18 protein-coding genes and 1 pseudogene are annotated in these 18,594 nt (G+C 61.0%); all 19 read right to left on the minus strand.

What is annotated here, in order from left to right; translation table 11 throughout:
- Window positions 1-148: 148 nt before the first annotated feature.
- The 19 genes and pseudogenes from POF45_RS29590 to POF45_RS29680 all read right to left on the minus strand — a co-directional run bounded on the left by POF45_RS29590 (window position 149) and on the right by POF45_RS29680 (window position 18,574).
- On the minus strand, window positions 149-1,738 hold the full coding sequence (locus tag POF45_RS29590) for an arylsulfatase (protein WP_259494500.1): 1,590 nt from the start codon (window positions 1,736-1,738) through the stop codon (window positions 149-151).
- Window positions 1,739-1,811: 73 nt separating this feature from the next.
- The gene (locus tag POF45_RS29595; protein ID WP_259494499.1) at window positions 1,812-2,834 is read right to left on the minus strand and encodes an HAD family hydrolase; all 1,023 of its coding nucleotides are present in this window, start codon (window positions 2,832-2,834) and stop codon (window positions 1,812-1,814) included.
- On the minus strand, window positions 2,831-4,276 hold the full coding sequence (locus tag POF45_RS29600; RefSeq protein ID WP_282317418.1) for a hypothetical protein: 1,446 nt from the start codon (window positions 4,274-4,276) through the stop codon (window positions 2,831-2,833). Before POF45_RS29600 ends, POF45_RS29595 begins: the two co-directional genes overlap by 4 nt.
- Window positions 4,273-5,853, minus strand: coding sequence for a VWA domain-containing protein (locus POF45_RS29605; protein WP_282317419.1), 1,581 nt, complete (start codon window positions 5,851-5,853; stop codon window positions 4,273-4,275). Before POF45_RS29605 ends, POF45_RS29600 begins: the two co-directional genes overlap by 4 nt.
- 1 nt (window position 5,854) lies before the next feature.
- Window positions 5,855-6,847 carry a vWA domain-containing protein gene (locus POF45_RS29610; RefSeq protein WP_282317420.1) on the minus strand — a complete coding sequence of 331 codons (993 nt, stop codon included), beginning with the start codon at window positions 6,845-6,847 and terminating at the stop codon, window positions 5,855-5,857.
- Window positions 6,834-7,409, minus strand: coding sequence for a DUF4381 domain-containing protein (locus POF45_RS29615; RefSeq protein WP_282317421.1), 576 nt, complete (start codon window positions 7,407-7,409; stop codon window positions 6,834-6,836). The genes POF45_RS29610 and POF45_RS29615 overlap by 14 nt, the downstream gene beginning before the upstream one ends.
- Entirely contained in the window at window positions 7,406-8,344 is a 939-nt protein-coding gene (locus POF45_RS29620; RefSeq protein WP_259494494.1) for a DUF58 domain-containing protein, read from the minus strand. Before POF45_RS29620 ends, POF45_RS29615 begins: the two co-directional genes overlap by 4 nt.
- 8 nt (window positions 8,345-8,352) lie before the next feature.
- Window positions 8,353-9,333: an AAA family ATPase gene (locus POF45_RS29625; protein ID WP_259494493.1), complete on the minus strand. Its 981-nt coding sequence runs from the start codon at window positions 9,331-9,333 to the stop codon at window positions 8,353-8,355.
- A gap of 27 nt (window positions 9,334-9,360) precedes the next feature.
- The gene (locus tag POF45_RS29630) at window positions 9,361-10,398 is read right to left on the minus strand and encodes a hypothetical protein (RefSeq protein ID WP_282317422.1); all 1,038 of its coding nucleotides are present in this window, start codon (window positions 10,396-10,398) and stop codon (window positions 9,361-9,363) included.
- Between the two features lie 15 nt (window positions 10,399-10,413).
- Window positions 10,414-11,367 (minus strand): SphA family protein, encoded by a 954-nt coding sequence (locus POF45_RS29635; protein ID WP_259494491.1) that lies wholly within the window; start codon window positions 11,365-11,367, stop codon window positions 10,414-10,416.
- A gap of 40 nt (window positions 11,368-11,407) precedes the next feature.
- Window positions 11,408-12,814, minus strand: a complete 1,407-nt coding sequence (locus tag POF45_RS29640) for a DUF1254 domain-containing protein (RefSeq protein ID WP_259494490.1) — start codon at window positions 12,812-12,814, stop codon at window positions 11,408-11,410.
- A gap of 159 nt (window positions 12,815-12,973) precedes the next feature.
- Window positions 12,974-13,669 (minus strand): annotated as a pseudogene (locus POF45_RS29645) (DUF1214 domain-containing protein); the annotation flags it as partial.
- 88 nt (window positions 13,670-13,757) lie between these two features.
- Complete coding sequence (locus tag POF45_RS29650; RefSeq protein WP_282317424.1) at window positions 13,758-14,861, minus strand: phage integrase Arm DNA-binding domain-containing protein; 1,104 nt, start codon at window positions 14,859-14,861, stop codon at window positions 13,758-13,760.
- A complete protein-coding gene (locus POF45_RS29655) occupies window positions 14,842-15,084 on the minus strand; it encodes an excisionase (RefSeq protein ID WP_259494486.1) in 243 nt (80 codons plus the stop codon). The genes POF45_RS29650 and POF45_RS29655 overlap by 20 nt, the downstream gene beginning before the upstream one ends.
- Before the next feature lie 482 nt (window positions 15,085-15,566).
- The gene (locus POF45_RS29660; RefSeq protein ID WP_282317425.1) at window positions 15,567-16,232 is read right to left on the minus strand and encodes a hypothetical protein; all 666 of its coding nucleotides are present in this window, start codon (window positions 16,230-16,232) and stop codon (window positions 15,567-15,569) included.
- A gap of 4 nt (window positions 16,233-16,236) precedes the next feature.
- Window positions 16,237-16,548, minus strand: coding sequence for a hypothetical protein (locus POF45_RS29665; RefSeq protein ID WP_259494484.1), 312 nt, complete (start codon window positions 16,546-16,548; stop codon window positions 16,237-16,239).
- Window positions 16,549-16,756: 208 nt separating this feature from the next.
- Window positions 16,757-16,909 (minus strand): hypothetical protein, encoded by a 153-nt coding sequence (locus tag POF45_RS29670; RefSeq protein WP_282317426.1) that lies wholly within the window; start codon window positions 16,907-16,909, stop codon window positions 16,757-16,759.
- Window positions 16,910-17,026: 117 nt separating this feature from the next.
- Window positions 17,027-17,617: a phiTE_072 family protein gene (locus POF45_RS29675; RefSeq protein WP_282317428.1), complete on the minus strand. Its 591-nt coding sequence runs from the start codon at window positions 17,615-17,617 to the stop codon at window positions 17,027-17,029.
- Between the two features lie 369 nt (window positions 17,618-17,986).
- Window positions 17,987-18,574 carry a hypothetical protein gene (locus POF45_RS29680; protein ID WP_282317429.1) on the minus strand — a complete coding sequence of 196 codons (588 nt, stop codon included), beginning with the start codon at window positions 18,572-18,574 and terminating at the stop codon, window positions 17,987-17,989.
- Window positions 18,575-18,594: the final 20 nt, after the last annotated feature.

Below are 18,594 nucleotides of genomic sequence, written 5' to 3' on the forward strand. Positions count from 1 at the left end.
CGCTCCTACAGGGATCTATGCTGGTCACACATTTTGTGTACACCAAAGATCCCCTGTGGGAGCGAGCCTACTCGCGAATGGGACCGACACAATCCCAGGTCGAAAATAAGGCCACCCGCCAACAAGGGCGGGCGGCGGTCCAGCGGTCTTACTGTGCAGGCTGTGCAGCTTTCATTTTTTCAGCAATTTTTGCATCGACCGCAGCGCGGATCTGGTCAACGCTGAAGCTCGCCGGTTTCTGGCTCGGCGGGTACTCGATGAATGTTTGCAGGAACTGTGCGGACTTGGTCACTGCGACAGCGACCAGGTAGACGTTCTTGGTGGCCCAATCGTAATACTGATCGGAAACCACGTCGGCACGTTCATACGGGTCCATCCTCAGGTTGAGGATTTTCGGCACGCGCAAGCACACGAACGGCTCGCTCCAGACCTTGAAACCACCGGGTGCACGTTGTTCGCAGAACACCGCTTTCCAGTTGTCGAAGCGCATCGACACCAGCATGCCGTCGTCGTTGAAGTAGTAGAACTCGTGACGCTCGCCTTTAGGCTGTTGGCCGGTCAGGTAAGGCAGCTGGTTGTAGCCGTCCAGGTGCACCTTGAAGTTGGCGCCACCGGACACGGGTGCCCAGCCTTTGAGCAGCTTGTCTTTCACACCGGTATCGCCAGCGGCGGCCAGCAGGGTCGGGAACCAGTCCATGCCCGAGAACATCTCGTTGGACACTTCGCCAGCCTTGATCTTGCCCGGCCAGCGGATAATCGCCGGTACGCGATAGGCGCCTTCCCAGTTGGAGTTCTTCTCGTTGCGGAACGGCGTGGTCGCCGCGTCCGGCCAGGAGAACTGGTTCGGGCCGTTGTCGGTGGTGTAGACGACGATGGTGTTGTCGGCGATTTTCAGGTCGTCGAGGGTCTTCAGCAGTTTGCCGACGTCACCGTCGTGCTCGAGCATGCCGTCGGCATATTCGTTGCCGGGCATGCCGCTCTGGCCCTTCATCGAATCGCGAACGTGGGTGAACACGTGCATGCGGGTGGTGTTCATCCAGACGAAGAACGGCTTGTCCGCCTTGGCCTGTTTCTCGATGAACGCCTGCGCGGCGGCGGTGGTTTCGTCGTCGATGGTTTCCATGCGCTTGGCGGTCAGGGCACCGGTGTCTTCGATCTTGCCGTCAGCGAAGCTGTGGATCACGCCACGTGGCGAGTTGTTCTTGACGAACTCGGCGTCGTCCTTGGGCCAGTACGGACGCTCAGGCTCTTCTTCGGCATTGAGGTGATACAGGTTGCCGAAGAACTCGTCGAAACCGTGGTTGGTCGGCAGGTATTCGTCCTTGTCGCCCAGGTGGTTCTTGCCGAACTGGCCGGTGGAATAACCCTGGGACTTGAGTGCCTGGGCGATGGTGATGTCACGTTTTTGCAGACCGACCGAGGCGCCGGGCGCGCCGACTTTCGACAGGCCGGTACGCAACGGCGTCTGGCCGGTGATGAAGGACGACCGTCCTGCGGTGCAGCTGTTCTCCGCATAGTAGTCGGTGAACATCATGCCTTCCTTGGCGATGCGGTCGATGTTCGGAGTCTTGTACCCGACCACACCCATCGAATAGGCGCTGATGTTGGTCTGGCCGATGTCGTCGCCGAAGATCACGAGAATGTTGGGTTTTTCAGCGGCTCCGGCAGTTGCCGAAATCGCCATCACCGAGGCTGCCACCAGGGCGAGTTTCGGTAGCCACTTGCGTATGCGAGTCATCTGACTTGCTCCTTTTGCTCACTTGCGTCGCTTTTTGCGACATACGTTTTTTGCGGTCCTGCAGACGTTTTTCTTATTGCACTTGCTCGGGTGTGGCGGCCTCGAACGGGTAGATCCGGCGCCATTCGGCGGCCATGTCCACGATAGTCCAGCCACGGGATTTTGCTTCGTCCAGCGCCTTGTCCAGCTTGCCGACCTGAGACTGGCGGTCGTAGGCCCATTCGCGCTTGGCGTCGGTGTGATGCACCAGGCCCATGAAGCGCTTGCCGGTGCCGGCGGCGGTCCACTGCAACATCTGCAGGTCACCGTCGGAGTTGCCGAAGGCGAGGATCGGGCGTCGGCCAATCACCGCGTCGATGCTTTCCGGTTTGCCCGGGCCGTCGTCGTTGTGCGCCAGTTTGGCGGTGCGCAGGATCGACGGTTTACCGTCCTTCAACTGGTAGGCGGTGACGAACGTGGTGCCGATCACTTGTTCTGGCGGGATGCCGTAGACCTTCTCGGCAAAGGCGCGCATGAACGCGGTGTCGCCACCGGAGACGATGTAGGTCTTGAAGTCCTGGCTGCGCAGGTAGTCGAGCATCTCCAGCATCGGCTGGAAGATCATCTCGGTGTACGGCTTGCCGGTTTTCGGGTGACGTGCCTGGGTCAGCCAGGTCTTGGCAGCGTCATCGAAGGCTTCGGTGGTCATGCCGGTGTGGGTAGCACCGAAGATCTTCAGAATGCCGTCCATGCCGGCGGCCGCCAAAGCCTTGTGATCATTTTCCAGCACCGCTTTGAACGGTTGGGTGGTTTTCCATTCCGGGTGCTGCGGTGCCGTGCGCTTGACCTCGTCGAACGCAAACAGCAATTCGAAGTACGCCGGCTGCTCGCTCCACAGGGTACCGTCGTTGTCGAACACGGCGATGCGTTCAGCCGGCTGGACGAAGTCCTTGCTGTTCTGGTCGGTCACGGCCTGGACGAATTCGATGATGCTTTTTTTCGAGGGGCCGTCGTTCCATGAGGGCAGGGGCTCGGCGGCCTGGGCCAGAAACGGCAGGGCCAGTGCCACCAACAGCGTCAGTCCATAACGACGGCGGATCGATAACGGGAGGGTCATGGGAATTCCTTTTCGTGAACAGGGTTGAGTGGCCGTAATGCCGGGGTGGCCGGGGCTTTGTGGGAGACGGCCTGACTGTGCAGCGTCGTCAGGGACTGCTTGAGCTGTTGCAGCGCCTGACCTTCGTTCGGCTGACGGCCATAACAGGCGCGCAGCAGCGCTTGCAGACGCGGGCCGATCCCGGTCAGTTGCAGGCCCAGGCGACGGCGGCGGGTCCACAGGTACAGCGCGCTCAGCTGCGCCGGTTGGGCGTCCAGTTGCGTGGGGATCTGTCGCCACGCGTAGTCGGCCGATTGCAGCCACGCGGCCTGTCGCGCCGCACGCCGTGCTTGCCAGTTGCGGCAGGCACGCTGGGCAAGCGGACGGGCGAAGTAGACGAGCAGCGCCACGATCAGCAGCAACAGGGTCAGCGCAGGCCAGTGCGCAGAGACGTGGAGGCGGCTTTGCTGGCCGAGTTTTTTCAGGTCTTCAGTGATCGAGAACACCGGTTGATTGGCGCTGCCGGCCGCGGCTTCGATCAATATCGCCGGCACCTCGGCGGTACGGGTTTGTCGGGTGCTGGCGTCCCACCATTTCACCTGGACGGCGGGCAGGGTGTGCCGGCCTTCGCTGTCGATGCGGTACGTCACGCTGTCGATGCGCTGGCCGCCGGTGAAATTGCCACGTCCATCGTCGAGGTTGCTGATTTGCGGCGATTTCGGGTAGGCGCTGAGTCCGTCGACAGGTGGCAGCGTTGGCGCCGGCAGCGACATCGCCAAGGCTCCGTCGGCTTGCAGTGTCAGTTGCCGGGTCAGGCTGTCGCCGACTTTCAACGGTGTGGCCGACGGCAGGATTTTTTGTGTGAAGCGCAGCGCATTGGCCACCAGCACCGCTTCGCCGGGTTGGAAGCCCGGTGGCTGGGCGGCGCTGAAGTGCAGCGGGGCGGTTTGCGCCGTCAGCGGTGCGCTGGCCTGGCCTGGGGTGGCGTGCACGGTCAGGGCCGGGATGTTGAAATCCTGCGCCAGGTTCGGGGTAATCAGGTAGCTGTAGCGCATGCCGTTGAAGGCCTGGCCGTCCACGGTCTGGTTCAGGTGCTGGGCGTGGCCGTCGGAGGGCATGACCAGCGCGCCGTTGAGCTTGAGCTCGGGCAGTTCAGGGGCGTCGGTGAACCAGGTGTCGGTGAGGACGTCGAGTTGCAGCTCGACGAGGCTGCCGACCATGATTGAGTCGGTGGGGTTCAGGTGGGCCTGGACCCTTAGTTGGGGTTCGGCAGCCAGGGTGAGGGTGCTGAACAGGCAGAGGAGCAGGGTGCAGAGTTTTGTGCTGATTGATCTGGCCTCATCGCGGGCAAGCCCGCTCCCACAGTGGCAGGTAGTGTTCACAAAATATGTGTTCACCTCAAATCCTGTGGGAGCGGGCTTGCCCGCGATGATGGCGACATGGACTGGCAGACTGTCAATCATGGCTGGCCTTCCACCTGATCCTGCAAACTGAACTTCTGCTTCAAGAACTTCGCCGGTGATGTGCTCAGGTTCTGCAACCACACTTCATCGGACGCTGCCTGTTCAGTCTTCACTGCCCGGCTCTCGCCCTTGCCCTTGGCCAGGTCCATCTTGATTGCGTTGGGTTTGACCTGCGGAGTGTTTTTCTCGGCGCTGTCGGTGTCTTTCAGCAGCGCAATGGCCAGCGCCAGATTGGCCGTGGCTTCGGGGAATTGCGGCTGCAACTTCAACGCCTGAGTGTAGGCAGCAATGGCCTCGTCGAACTTGAACCGGCGCACGTAAATATTGCCCAGATAGAAATACGCCTGTGGCGTGTCCAGTCGCGCAAAGCTGGCCAACGCCAGGTCGAAATCCGCGGCGTCATAGGCGGCGACGCCTTTCCAGTACGGGTCGACAAACAGTGCGGCGGCCTGCGGGAAGTGCTCGTGTTCGAACGCCCAGCGGCCTTGTTGATCCCGGGTGAAAAACGCATCGGTCAGCGCATTGGCCTCAGCCGGCGCCGGTTGCAGGCCGATGCCCAGCGCCAGCAGCAACCCGGCCATCCAGTTCAGGCTCCAGCCCTTGCGCACGCTGAAAAACGCCAGCAGCAACATCGGCCAGCACAGCCAATACCCGGCGTCTTTCCAGTGCAGTTCGCGCTGTTCGTCACTGGCCGCCTGGAAATGTTGCTGCGCGTGCAGCTCGATCCAGTCCAGGTCGTCATCATTGAGCGTCAGGCTGCCCAGCGGTGCGTCGACGGCGGACGCCAGTTGCTTGAGCGCGTCCGCATCGAAACGGCCGAGTTCCGGGCGACCATTGCTGTCGGTACGCGGCTGGCCGGCGGTCGTGCGGATGATGCCGCCGTCGGTATTTCCCACGGCGAGAATCAGCACTTGCAACGGACTGTCGTCGAGCTGTTTGTCGAGGCCGTTCAGTTGCGTGGTGTCGGCGCCATCGGTGATCAGCAGCAGCGTACCGGGCGTTTTCTCTGCCACCAGCATGCGCTTGGCTTGCTCGATCACCGCGCCGACGTCTTTGCCCGTCTTGGCGATCAGGTCGGTGCTCAGCGCCTGGATAAAGCTGTCGAGCAGCGCTGGGTCGTCGGTGGGCGGCAACACCAGGTGCGCGCTGCCGGCATAGGCGATCAAGCCGCTGCGGGCGCCGGCGCGGCGTTGAATCAGGTCGTGCAGTGTGTGCTTCGCCGCCTCCAGGCGACTGGGCGCGACATCGGTGGCGTCCATCGACGGCGACAGGTCGAGGGCGATGATCAGCGGCGCGCGGTTCTCCAGAAAATCCGGACGATCCTGTTCCCAGGTCGGCCCGGCAGCCGCCACGGCACCGAGGATCAGCAACGCACACAGCAGATGCACCGGGCGCAGGCGATGCGGGTCATCAGGCGTGATCAGCAAATGCGGCAACAGGTGCTCGGCAATGTTGCCGCGCAAGCGCCGTTGCAGGTCGTGGCTACGGCGCCATAGCAGCGGCAGCAGGGCGCCGAACAGCGCGAGCAACAGCCACAGCGGGCGCAGGAAATGGAAGTCACTGAGGTTGATGTCCATCTCAGGCCTCCTGCCGTTGGCGGGCAATCGACAGCCGTGGACGCAGCAGGGCGCCGAGGTGATACAGCGCCAGCACGCCGAGGGCCGCGCCCAACGGCCACCAGAACAGATCCCGCTTGGGTTGATGGCTGAGTGTCTTCACCTGATGCGGCGTCAGCGTGTCGAGGGTGTTGTAGACCTGATCCAGCGCCGTGCGGTCTTCGGCGGGGAAGAATTTGCCGCCCGTAACCTCGCTGATCTGCTGCAGGCCTTGCAGATTGACCCGCGCTTCGCCTTCCGCACTCGGGTCGCCGATGCCGATGGTGTGAATCACCACGCCTTTGGCCGCTGCCATGGCCGCGGCGTGTTGCGGGGTGATGGCGCTGCTGGTGTCGTTGCCGTCGGTGAGCAGGATCAGCACTTTTTCCTGCTCGTGGGCCTGATCCAGCAGTTTCAGGCTCAGGCCGATGGCGTCGCCGATGGCCGTGTTGGGCCCGGCCATGCCGATGCCGGTGTCGTCCAGCAGCAAGGAAAGGCTGGCGTGATCCAGCGTCAACGGTGCCTGCGGGTAGGCACCGCTGCCGAACACGATCAGGCCCAGGCGGTCGTCCTTGCGCTTGTCGATGAAGCCGTGGACCACCTGTTTGACGGCGTCCAGGCGATTGATCTTCTGGCCGTTGGCGTCGGTAAAATCGGTGGTTTCCATGGACTGCGACAGGTCAATGGCGAGCATCAGGTCGCGCACCGGTTGTTGGCGTTCGATGGGTTTTTCGACGAACACCGGACGCGCGGCGGCCACCACCAGCAAGGCCCACACCAGCAGGTTGAGCAGCAACTGCCAGCGGTTATGGCGGCTGCCGGGCGCACTCGGCGCCTGACCGATGGCGCGACTCATGGCCCCGAAAAACGGCACCCGCACCGCACTGCGCGCCTCGCGATAGGCGGGCAGGTAGCGGTAACCGAACCACGGCAAAGGCAGCAGCAGTAACAGCCAGGGGTAATCAAACTGCCACATGATGCGTCTCCACCCAGGTCTTGCAGGTGTTGAAAATCTGTTGGCGCTGTTCTTGCGCCAGTTCGAGCAACCGGGCATCGGGGGCGTAGGCCAGGTGCGCGAGTTGTTGGCTGAAGTCGGATGGCAGGGGTTGGGCGCTGTGTTGCTGGAGAAAGGCTTGCCACTCCATACCTCCAAGCGCCGCAGGACCCGGTGGGAGCAGGCTTGCTCGCGAAGAGGCCGTGTCGGTCGATACCGATGTTGAATGACCCACCGTTTTCGCGAGCAAGCCCGCTCCCACAGGGGGTATCGACAGGGCTACTCTCTTCAGCAATTCAGGGAGCTCGCGCAGCGCAGCCAGATCATTACTGCGGCTCTGCAACTGCGCCAACCGCACCAACGCCTCGCGCCGATACCGATCCCGCCGCCATTGCCAGACCTTGCGCGCACTCACCAGCGCAATCGCCAGCACCAGCACGCCCAGCAGCACCCACCACCCCCAGGTCTGCGGCATATAGCTGACCGGCGCAGGCAGGCGGCTCAATTCCTTGAGCTGATCAATGCTCGGGATACCCGGATTCATCGGCGTCCGCCCCCGAGTTTGCCCAGTTCTGCGCGCAGTTGTTCCTGTGCATCGCTGGCGGTGCTGAACATCATCAGCGGCACCTGGCTGCGGCGCAGCAGGGTGGCGACGTCCTTGAGCCGGCCGCTGAGAAAGTCCCCCAGCGGTTCATGCACCTGGCGCCGTTCCACTTCCAGTTCGACCTGCATCTGTCCCTGGGTTACCAGCAAGCGGCCGTTCTTCGGCAGGTTCAGCGCCAACGGGTCATAGACCTGCATGGCGATCACGTCGTTGTGAGTCGCCAGTTGCCGCATCAGTTTCAGGGTGCGTTCACCGGCACCGGCAAAGTCGCTGACGATGCAGATCAGGTGATCGTGCCCGGCCACCGCCAGGCAATGCTGTAACACCTTGTCGAGCTGGTCTTCACCTTCGGCGTCCGGGTTGGCGGCGCTTAGTTGCCGGTTCTGTTCGGCGATGCGGCTGCACAGCGCTTCGATGCGTTTGCGGCTGCGCAGTGGGGCAACGGCATCGATCCGCGCATCGTTGAACACCAGGCCGCCGACCCGGTCGCCGGCACCAAACACCATCCACGCGGCGAGCGCGCCGAGTTCGGCGGCGATGGCGGATTTGAAACTGCGTTGCGAGCCGAAGAACATCGACATGCGCTGGTCCACCACAATCAACGCCGGGCGGTCACGTTCCTCGGTAAAGGTGCGCACCACCGGTTTGCCGGTACGCAGGGAGGCGCGCCAATCGAGGTGGCGCAAATCGTCCCCCGGCTGATAGCGGCGCAGCTCGTCGAAATTCAGGCCACGGCCACGCATGCGCGACGCATGATTGCCGGCGAGGATGCTGCCCTGGGGCTGACGGGCGACAAAACTCAGGTCACGGGCCTTGAACTCCAGCGCCATCAATTGCGCGAGAGAGACGTAGACCAGACCGTCGACACTGTCCATGTTCAACCTCAGGCCGGAATCGCCACTTTATCGAGCAGGCGGTCCAGCACCTGATCGGCAGACACGCCGTCGGCCACCGCGTCGTAGCTCAGTTGCAGGCGATGACGCAGCACCGGGTGCACCACGGCGCGCACGTTGTCCGGCGAGACGAAATCATGCCCCTGCAACCAGGCGTCGGCCCGGGCGCAGCGGTCCAGGCCGATACCGCCGCGTGGGCTGGCACCGATGGCGATCCAGCGCCCAAGGTCGGCGTCGTAGTCGGCGGGGTGGCGGGTGGCGTTGATCAGGTCGATCAGGTAGCGGTCAATGGCCGGCGACACATGCACGGCGCTGACTTCACGCCGCGCGGCAAAAATCACCTCCTGTGGCAGGGAAAAGCCTTGGGCGGCCGGGGTCTTGGCGCCTGCGGCAAACTCTTCTTCGCGCAGCAGGCGCAGTACCTGGCTTTCATTTTCCGGGCTCGGGTAATCGAGCAAGACCTTCATCAGGAAACGGTCCATCTGCGCTTCCGGCAACGGGTAAGTGCCTTCCTGTTCGATAGGGTTTTGCGTGGCGACCACGATGAACAGTTCCGGCAGCACATGGCTGTTGCCGGCCACGGTGATCTGCCGTTCTTCCATGGCTTCGAGCAACGCCGCCTGGACTTTGGCCGGGGCGCGGTTGATTTCGTCCGCCAGGATCAGGTTGCCGAACAGCGGACCCGGCTGGAAGCGGATCTCGTTCTTGCCTTCGACCTGATGCAGCACCTCGGCGCCGGTGATGTCCGAGGGCAGCAAATCGGGGGTGAACTGGATGCGACTCATCTTCGCGTCCAGGTGCTTGGCCAGGGCCTTGACCGTGCGGGTCTTGGCCAGCCCCGGCAGGCTTTCGAGTAGCAGATGCCCGTTGGCCAGCAGGCCGAGCAGGATCTGGCGGATGACCTGATCCTGACCGAGCACGGCTTCGGCGATGCTGGCTTGCAGGGCGTTGAGATCGCTGAGTGTGGTCATGGGCGATGGCTCTCTCGAAGTCATGGTTCAGAACATGAAGGTCGGAATGACCGGGATGAACGACAGGCGGAAGTTCCAGCGGCTGCTGATCAGGTCTTCGGGGTGAATCGCCGAGTACTGGATCTCCCCGGAAATGCGCACCGGCAGCTTGCCGAAGTTGAAAATACGGCCGGCGCCAAGGCCGATCGGGAAGGTGACTTTGTTGCCGCCTTCGGCTTTCCAGTTGACCGTGACGTTGGGGGTCATGCCGATCCGCCATTGCTCGGGGCCGGGGATGTTGCGCTGGATGAAGTACTGGATGTTGGTCAGGCTCACGTCCTTGCGCTTGCTGTCGCCGGCGACTGACCACCAGTGCTGCGGGAACAGGCCGAGGGTCCAGTCTTCACCCAGGTAGGCGGCAACGAATGCCGGGCCCAGGGAATATTTGCCGGTACCGAGCACGTCCTTTTCGGCGGTGGGGAACATCGCGGTCGGGCCGAAGCCCCAGACCATCTTGCCGCCCCCGGCGAAACGGATCGGTTCCTTGGGCGAGAACACGCCGACATAGGCCAGGTCGCCGAAGCCGCTGGTGCGGTCGAACGGGTCTTGCACCACCGAGGCAAAGTCACCCCGGTCGCTGAGAATTTCGTTCGGCCCCATGCCGATCAGGTTGCCGGCCTTCTGGTTGACCGGGGCGCTGACGTAGCTCATCGGCAGGCGGTTGATCAGGTTCCAGTCTTCGCCCAGCGAGATCGGGAAGGTCGGCATGAAGCTGTACTTGCCGAGCATGCGCGTGCCATTGCTGTTTGGGCCCTTGAGCGCGGTGTAGTCGTACTGGTTGAACAGCAGCACCAGGTTGCCCACCGGGTTGTCCATCAACTTGGCGATCTGCTCGGTGGACGGGTCGCAGCCGGCCCGCACGACTTTTTTCAGGTCGATGTCGAAGTCCTGCTGCAGGCGGTGGCAGGTTTCGGGGTCACCCTGGGCGACGGGTTTGGCCGGGGCCGTGCCCAGCGTCGGCAAGTCGCCACTGGCGCAGGCCAGGCCGCTGAAAAGCAGGCTGCATAAGCTCAATCTGGAAACCATCCCTGGTTACTCCTTCTAGAAAAACGCCAGGGTGAGATTGACGCTGATGCCATTGCCTTCGGGGCGATTCTTGGTGTCGAACTCCGGCACCCAACGGGCACTGACACTGGCCTGGGAGTCGGCGAACTTGCCGCTCCAGCCCACCACCGGACCCGCGCCGAAGGAGCGACCCCGGAAGCCATTCAGCGAATCGGCGGTCTGGCCCTTGTCGTCGGTGGTCTGCGCAATGTAGCCGCCGACCACGCCTGCGCTCCAGCCGTTGCCGAAGCCGTGGGTCCACATCGCATCGAGCGTAAACAGGTTGCCGTTGCGATAGTCGGTGGCGGTGTTTTCGGTGTAGAACTCAAGCCCGCTGGACAGGGTGAACTCGCCGCCCTTGCCATCCAGATGGGTGAACGCCACGGTGGGCATGAAGGTGTAGGTGTTCTGGCCGGCGTTGGCCAGGCGATTGTCGTCGTAGGCCCCGGTCGGCACGTAGATCGGCAGGGAAAACGAGATATGGTTGAGCGCGTCGAAGTGGTAGCCAGCGGCAATCGGGGTCACCAGCATGTCGGCAAACTGGGTGCCGGTGTCTTCGCTGCCCAGGGTGCGACCACGAGGCCCGGTGATGCTGATGCTGGCGTCGGTGTACTGCACCGGCACGCCGATGGCCGAGGCGTAATTCCAGGCGCCCTTGCCGGTGTCCCAGACATGGGTGAAGTTGGCCATGGTGTAGGACACTTTCATGTCCAGCCCGACCCCGACCGCACCGGAGATGGGCACCGGTTTACTGCCCTTCAAGGTGCCGTCGTACCAGATGCTGGTCAGGGACATGATCCAGCCCGGTTCAGGCGGCACCACGCCGGCATCGGAGAACACCTGCTGCCCGGTAATCGGCCGGCCCACGCCGCCCTCGGTAGCCCAGGCCATTGGGCTGCAGCCCACCACCAGCAAGGCCAGCAACGGCCGAAAAGCGATATCCCTACCCATGAAAACTGCTCCGGTCATGGTTGTTTATTGTGTTGTTGCGTCATTGGCCGATAGGCGTCAGCAGCGGCATTTTCCATTGGCCGTTGACCATTTCAGGCTTGGGCAGATACACGCGCAGCACCGAATAGAACGGTCCGTGGGGCGCCGGCAGCCAGTTGCTCTTCTTGCCGTCCACCGGTTCCGAATGCTGCACGTACAGGGTCAATCCGCCGTCGGCATCCAGCTTGAGCTGGGGCAACATCCGCGAATTGATCAGGTAGCGTTTCTTGTGGTTGGCCACCAGCAATTTGCTCTTGCCGTCGTACATCGTCAGCGACCAGAAGGCGTCGGCTGGCGGCAGCTCTCCCTTGTTGAAGTGCAGGGTGTAGCTGTGACGCGCACCGTTGAGCGGTTTGCCCTGGTTGTCGACGAAGTAGCCGATGTAGTTCGCCTCTTCGGCGGAGTTGCCGAAGATCCCCATGTTGGCGCCGGCGTAGCGGTACAGATAATTGCCATTCAAGTGCTCGCGGGTGCCGAAGAAGTCGCCGCTGGTGACCTGATGCGTGTCGACCTTGTCCTTTTTGAGCTGGGCGAATTCGGCCTTGGCGTCGCTGATGCCGTCGTCCAGCGCCTTGCGTTGTTCGGCGTTCAGTTCGCTGTATTTGAACGGCTGGCCGGCAGCGATGCCGATTTTCGCGAAGCGCGTCAGCAGGTCTTTTTCCACGTCCTGGGGTGGGGCGAAGCCGAGCATGAAATTCAGGTAGCGAAACAGGTCAGGGCCGTCGCTCATGGTCGGCGTCGGTTTCGGCCAATCGATTTTCGGCGCGGCGGCCGGTGCCGGTTGTTTCAGGTACTGGCTCAGGGTCTGGACTTTGTAGGCGTTCTGGATCTGCTTGACCTTGCGCAGGTCTTCGTTATCGAACAGCTGCGTTCGGTACAGCGCATAGGCGATGTTGCTTTCGCTGCGCACCAGGCGGTCGATGTTCACCGGCTGCTGACCCTGCCAGTCGGGGCCGACGATCATGAAGTTGCCGCCCTTGTTGCCGGTGCTGCGGGTGCCCAGGTAGGCGAAGTTCTGCGTGTAGAGATCGATCAGTTGCACCGAGTAGTAACGGCTTTCGGCAATCGGCGGCAGGGTCAGCACCACCGGTTCGGCGCGCAGGTCCATCCAGACGAAGGAGTAGGGTGTGTCGGAGTTGGGCGTGACGAACGCGGTGTCCTTGGGTGTGAACACCTTGGCGGTGTTGCCGATCCTGTTGAACGGCGCCTTGAAGTTCGGCCCGCCCTTGTCCACGGCCTGGCTGTAGAGCGTCTTGTACATTTCCACCACCGGGAAGCCGTACAGATAAGCCTCTTTGGCGATGCCACGGGCCTCGTCCGGGGTCGCGGTGAAATCTGCCCAGGCGCTGCAACTGAGCAGCAGCGAGAGACCGGCGAGCATCAGGCGTGGAGCTTTTTCAAAACGCATGGTGTGTCCTTTTCAGATGATGCCGTTCAGTTGCACCGCAATCCCTGTGGGAGCGGGCTTGCTCGCGACAGCGGTTTAACATTCAACATTTATATTGGCTGACCCACCGCATTCGCGAGCAGGCTCGCTCCCACAGGTTTTTGCGTTGTTCTTGTTTGGTCATTCCACCGCTGCAATGTCATCAAGCTTCCAGCTCTTGTCGAAATACGCCTCGGTCGGTGCATACAGCCGGAAGTAGCTGAACCAGTGTTTGCCCGGCAACGTCTGCACCCAGTTGTTTTCGAAGCCTTTGGGGGCGGTCGGGCCGAAGTACAGGTCAACCGAGCCGTCGGCGTTTTTCTTCAGGTCCTGGCGCGACGACAAGTCGGCCTTGCGTTGCGGGTTGTCGATCAGGCAACGGCTTTCAATGTCGTACACGGTCATCGACCAGAACTGTTTGGCCGGCGGGTTGGCGCCGACGTGCAGGCGATAATTCTTGCCGCCGTCGAGCCAGTTGCCCTTGGCATCGGTGTAGGCGCCGAGGTAGGTCTGGCCCAGCCCCGGGGTTTTCGAGACCATGCCCTTGGTGTTGGTCACGGCTTCGTAGAACCAGGCGCTGCGCTCCCACAACTGGTCGTAAAACGGCACTCGCTGAGACGGCTCGGTGATGTTGAGCACCACGTCCCACTGCCGGTCTTTCCAGTACTGGGCGCCGGGGAAACGCTTGGCGAAGCTGTTGGCCTTGGCGATCAGCTCGCCCAGTTGCGCACCTTGTTCCAGCGCCTTGCGCTGGTTTTCGTTGGGGTTGAACGGCTTGCCTTTCTCGATACCCAGGCTGGCGAGCATGGCCATGTAGAAGCGGTCACGTTCGTTGACTGACGCAACCACGTAAGTGCTTGATATTGAAAGAATAAAAATTCCTCCCCAAACAATCCCCAAAACTCCCCCAAAACTCGCGCGGCTTCTAGGCCACGTCGATCCATTCCGCACCTCGAATATCCTGGTACAGGTTAGTCATGGTTGAAGATTTGTGCCCGAGCAATTTTTGGGCATCACGGCCTTCGGCTTTGTGCAGTCTGGCTGCCAGCGATCGCATTTCGTGGAAGGTGGGCGGCTGCTTGCCGAGGACGATCCCAAGCTTGATAGCGGCCCTGTCTCTGGCGTTCGCAAACTCCCGAGTCATTGCTTGTAGCGCCACTGCCTGTCCTGCTTTTCCGCGGCTCGCAGATCTGAAATAGTGGATCAGGTGCTGCGACACAACCCGGTCTCGACAGGCCTTTATGACCGTTGCAAGTTCGAGGTTTAGGGCTTCAAGCCGAAGCGTCGTGCTGATCCGCAAGCGGGTGCCGGTCTTGGACTGAACAACGTGCAGATACCCATCCCGATCGTCCTTGAAAACCATAGATCGAATATCGTCCCTTCGCTGTCCAGTCAGGACAGCCAACTCCATAGCGCGCTTGAGCCAAGGAATATCGGCCTCAGCGTAAATGGCCTTCCAAAAATCAAGCGTCAGTCGCTCGCGCTTGATCGTCACCCGTGCGGCCTTCGTGGCATCGACCGGGTTTGACTCACACCATCCCGCAGCAATAGCCTCAACAAAAACGTCACGTAGCAGCGAGCGCAGTGCCTTTGACATCTGCGCTTTACCTTCCTTGGAAAGCCCGGACAAGAACTGCGCGATGTTCATCGTGGAGATGTCTCGAATGTCCCTGACACCAAACTCCCTGTCGATTCGCTTCAAGCGCGTATTGACTGTGCTGACCGTTTTGGGTGACTGGCTCCGCTCCTGATAGATCGATTTGTACTCCGCGATCCAGTCTGAAAAAGCCCGCTGTGGGGCGGAAGGCTTTTCTGCAATTCGTTCTTTTAGCGTTGGCCGAACATGATCGGCATGATTTGCCGCCACGGCCTCGCGGATGGCTGCCTCCTTGTCTTTACCCAAGCCGAACACCCGGCCATTTACCGGGTCGCGGTAGGTGTAATAGGTGACGCCGTTACGGGCGTCGGTCTTACGGTAGAGATTGGGCGGAAGGTCCTTTGACCCAGCGTTACGCGGCCTCGGCGCCATTGCGTGCTCTCTCTATTCTGCTGATCAGGCTGCCGCCCACGATCCGGACGGGCTGCCGCTCAAGTTCTTTATAGTGGGCGTCAGACTCTACATAGTAGCTTCGCCCGTGCTTTATGGGTGCTGGTGCGATACGGCCTTCCCGCGCCCATTTGCGCAAGGTGTTGGGGCTGGGCGGCGTTTTGAATTCGGCCGCAGCCCATTCGTCCAGGGTTACTTTGCTCATGATTGATCCATGCCGCGCTTGGCAGCAGAAGGTGAAAAAATGCGGAAGCTCTACGCCGGCCGCGCTTTCTGAATGAGGTGAATGAACAAGCAGGCCGTGAAGATGAGCCAGACGGCCATGCCAACGACGAAGATGAATAGGGATGCCTCGGAGCTCTCGGTAAAGAGCCAGGGCGCTGCCCGAACGAACCAGAGTGCGGACAGGACCAGGTAGGTCAGGACGCCCATGAGGAGGGCGAACAGCTTTGTTGCGAACACGGGAATTCCTCGCCTGCCGTACGCCGGCAGGTTTATCAGTGTGTTTATTGAAATACGACGAAGGGGCATTACGAGTTGAGCAAGTGAGCTATCGTTGAAGCTTGCGTCTCATCAGTTGCCGGACTTCCTGTCTGGTTCATTCGGTGACTGATGAGGCGGTTTGTCTTTATCGCGGTCCCTTGTAGCAATACACATAGGCAAACCAGGTTATGGCGAGTACAGGGATCATGGCGTCACCTGCTTGAATTTGACGACCCAGACCCAGGGGTTGGCGTCCCAATCGCCGCCGGTTGACTGCCAAAGGCCCGCGAACCCGTGGATTACTGCCTCGTTGCAGGCGAACCGACTCGGTGAAGTCTCGACAAACTGCTGGCACATCGCGGCATCAACGCCTTCGGCTTCAGCCTGATCACCGCTGATGTGCTGCAAACGCTCGACGCGCACGTCGGTGATCTCCAGCAGGATGCGGCTGGCCCAGCGCGGCATGTGGATGCTCGGCTTCCAGACTGGCTGCTCTTGTTCGTAAGGCGTCAGGCCATCTGCTGCGTAGACCAGCGTTCCGTCGTCGCGCGCCGCGCCGATGTCCAGGTCATCCGGCTTGAGGTAAGGGCCGCGCATGACCTCCAAGTGGTTACAGAACCAGGTCTCGCGCACCCACAACCGTTCGCCGGGTTGGCCAAAAGGGCAGAAGTCGTTGTAGTACCCGATGCTGTTCGGATGCAGCGCGCCTTCGGTGGGGAGTTCGTGGCACTCACCGATCTGGGCGCCGATGCTGATGTTCTTCAGTGCTCGATCATTCAGCGGTCGCCGTGTGACCGTCTTCCGGCCTTCCAGGATGGCGCGCACCATCGGGGCCGAGAACAGGATGGGGCGTTCTTTGATTTCGCTCATGAGGTCACTCCGTACCCATCAGGTAGGTGGGCTCAGTTGCTTCAGCCAGCCAATCACGGAGACAGCCGCATTCGGCGTGCGGTGGGTCTTCATCGAGCCACTGCTGGTCGAGCATCTTCTCGCTGGTCAGCTCCACATCCCAATCCGCATAGTCGGATGGGGCATCGCCGTTCATTTCAGCCAAGACACGACGTGCCTCGTCCTCGCTTGTGGCGGCAACCCAGTCTTGATCGCCGACGCTGTAGCAGCGCAGATCAGGACGTGCAGGTTGGGAGCCGTCCAGTTCGAACTCAGGGTTTTGGTTTTCAGTAGTCATGACTTCGTCCTTGCCGCTATCGCGGCTGACTTTGAAAGGGGGAGGGAGCAGCGGTGGCCGGGATGCGTTACCGTTTGCTGCTCAATTGTTGTCTAATCATTCGTGGATTAGCGGCTGACTTTGAAGAGGGAGGGGTAGAAGGGAAGCGAATGAGTGAGGCGCTAATTCCAGCGAACGTCGAGTTCTAAAATCTGTTGCTGCAACTGCTCTATGAGTTCAAACCAAGAGTCGAAACCATTTGATTCTCCTGCACCATGAACAGGTAATAACCACCAGTTTCACCTGCGCGGTCATCCTGAATTTCTATCTTCCAACCGGCGTATTCGCCAGTTAAAACTGTTCCTGTTCGGATGATCTGCATGTGTTGGCAGGAATCCAGTGGTTGCTTGAAATGGCAATTGTACTTTTTACATCAGCTTGGAAAATGTTGGTACTGCAGCATCCTCCCTCGTTACCAGATCATGGGCATTCACAACCGTCATGCCGCCACCTGCTGCTGTTCTTGGCGCAGCGCTTGCTGGACTGCCTCGACAATGCGGCGCAGGTATGTGAATTCGTGGTTTTCTTCGACAGCCTTGCCATCGAGCGGGTAATGCCATTCCTCGCCGAACAGCTCGGTCAGCAGCGCGCTTTGATGCCAGCATTCGTTTGAATTCTCGATGCTGCGCAGAACATCGATGTCGCTCCAAAGCTCGCGAGCTTCGCCCTTGCTCAGCTCGCCCAGTTCCCAGTTGTGGCGGCCGGTCTGTTGCCGGCGGCGCTGGGCAATGCACCTCTTGGCCAAGGCGTACAGCGCATCACCGCTGAAGACGGTGGGGCTGATGCCCCGATCCAGGCAGTTCAGGACGTAGTCCCAACCGCAGTCGGCGACGAACTCCGCGACGGTGCGCGGTCCCATGCCGCCCCAGTAAGCGTTCCAGCTCTTGTCCCAGCAGTTGATGGTGATCTTGCCCTGGGCGCTCTGGTAGTTCGGGTGGGATTCGGTCGGGCAGTCCCGGCGGCCGAAGTCCTCGAGGAACACGGTGATTGCGTCGAGTCGCGGCGCGCCAGTGATTACCAGCTTCGTCACTGTTGAACGTTCAATCTTCAATGAGTGCGCGATTGGGTTGTCTTTGGGCATAGAAGGGGCCTTAGCCGGTGATCGACTACAGTAGATAGGTCATCGAAATGGAGATCGGACATGCAATGCTTTATTTGCGAGGCTGCCGCTAAAATCGTTCACATGGCAGGCTGCTGGGCCGAGGTTAGATGCTCGGCCGGATGTGGGCACTTTAGGGTTTCAGCGAACCTTATTGCGAAAACGAAGCTCAAGAACGAATCCTTTGACGTTGAACGAACAAGGCAATGGCTCAAGATGGCCCGGCTAGGAGGGCCCACGCCATTGATATCAACCTACGATTACAACGTCTCTCTATTGGCTCGCTGAGGTAGATGCGCTTCATGCGGCCACCTTCGGCGTGTAGGTCAGCGTGCCGTCGAGGATCGCTTCCTTGATGGCTTCGAACTCCCAGGCGTAATACTGCGACTCCACATAGACGCGCATCTCGCCGTAGTCATGCTGCTTGCGCCGGATGAATGCCTCGGCCGCGTCTTTCGTGAAGTAGCTGTTCACTATCTCCCAGCGCTTGTTCCAGCCGGTGACGGTGTGGTCATCACACTCGGCGAGATATTCCCACTGGTCGTCCTCGTCCAGATCCATAAAGCTGCATTCCCGATCAGCCATCAGAGCCTGGTCGATTTCTGCGCGCTCCTCGTCGTCGAGGTCGTCCCAGTATTCTTTCAGGCTGAACCACCGGCGATCCTCCAGACAGACAACTCGACCTTCCGAGTAGTCGATCTCGTAGCCGTAATCGATTCGATTGGTCTGCACCGTGAAAATCGCGGACGCTGTGTGGTGCCACTTAACGCCGGCGCCGTTGCAGTGATAACGGAGGCGTTCGACGAAGTCGGTCCAGGTCGAAGCATCAAGCGCGGCGCCGGTCGCCAAGCTCGGCGAAGGCTCGGCCGGTTTGTTTTCTGTGGGCATGGGGAATCCTCGACAAGATG

This window comes from Pseudomonas fungipugnans (assembly GCF_029955235.1).
GTDB lineage: Bacteria > Pseudomonadota > Gammaproteobacteria > Pseudomonadales > Pseudomonadaceae > Aquipseudomonas > Aquipseudomonas fungipugnans.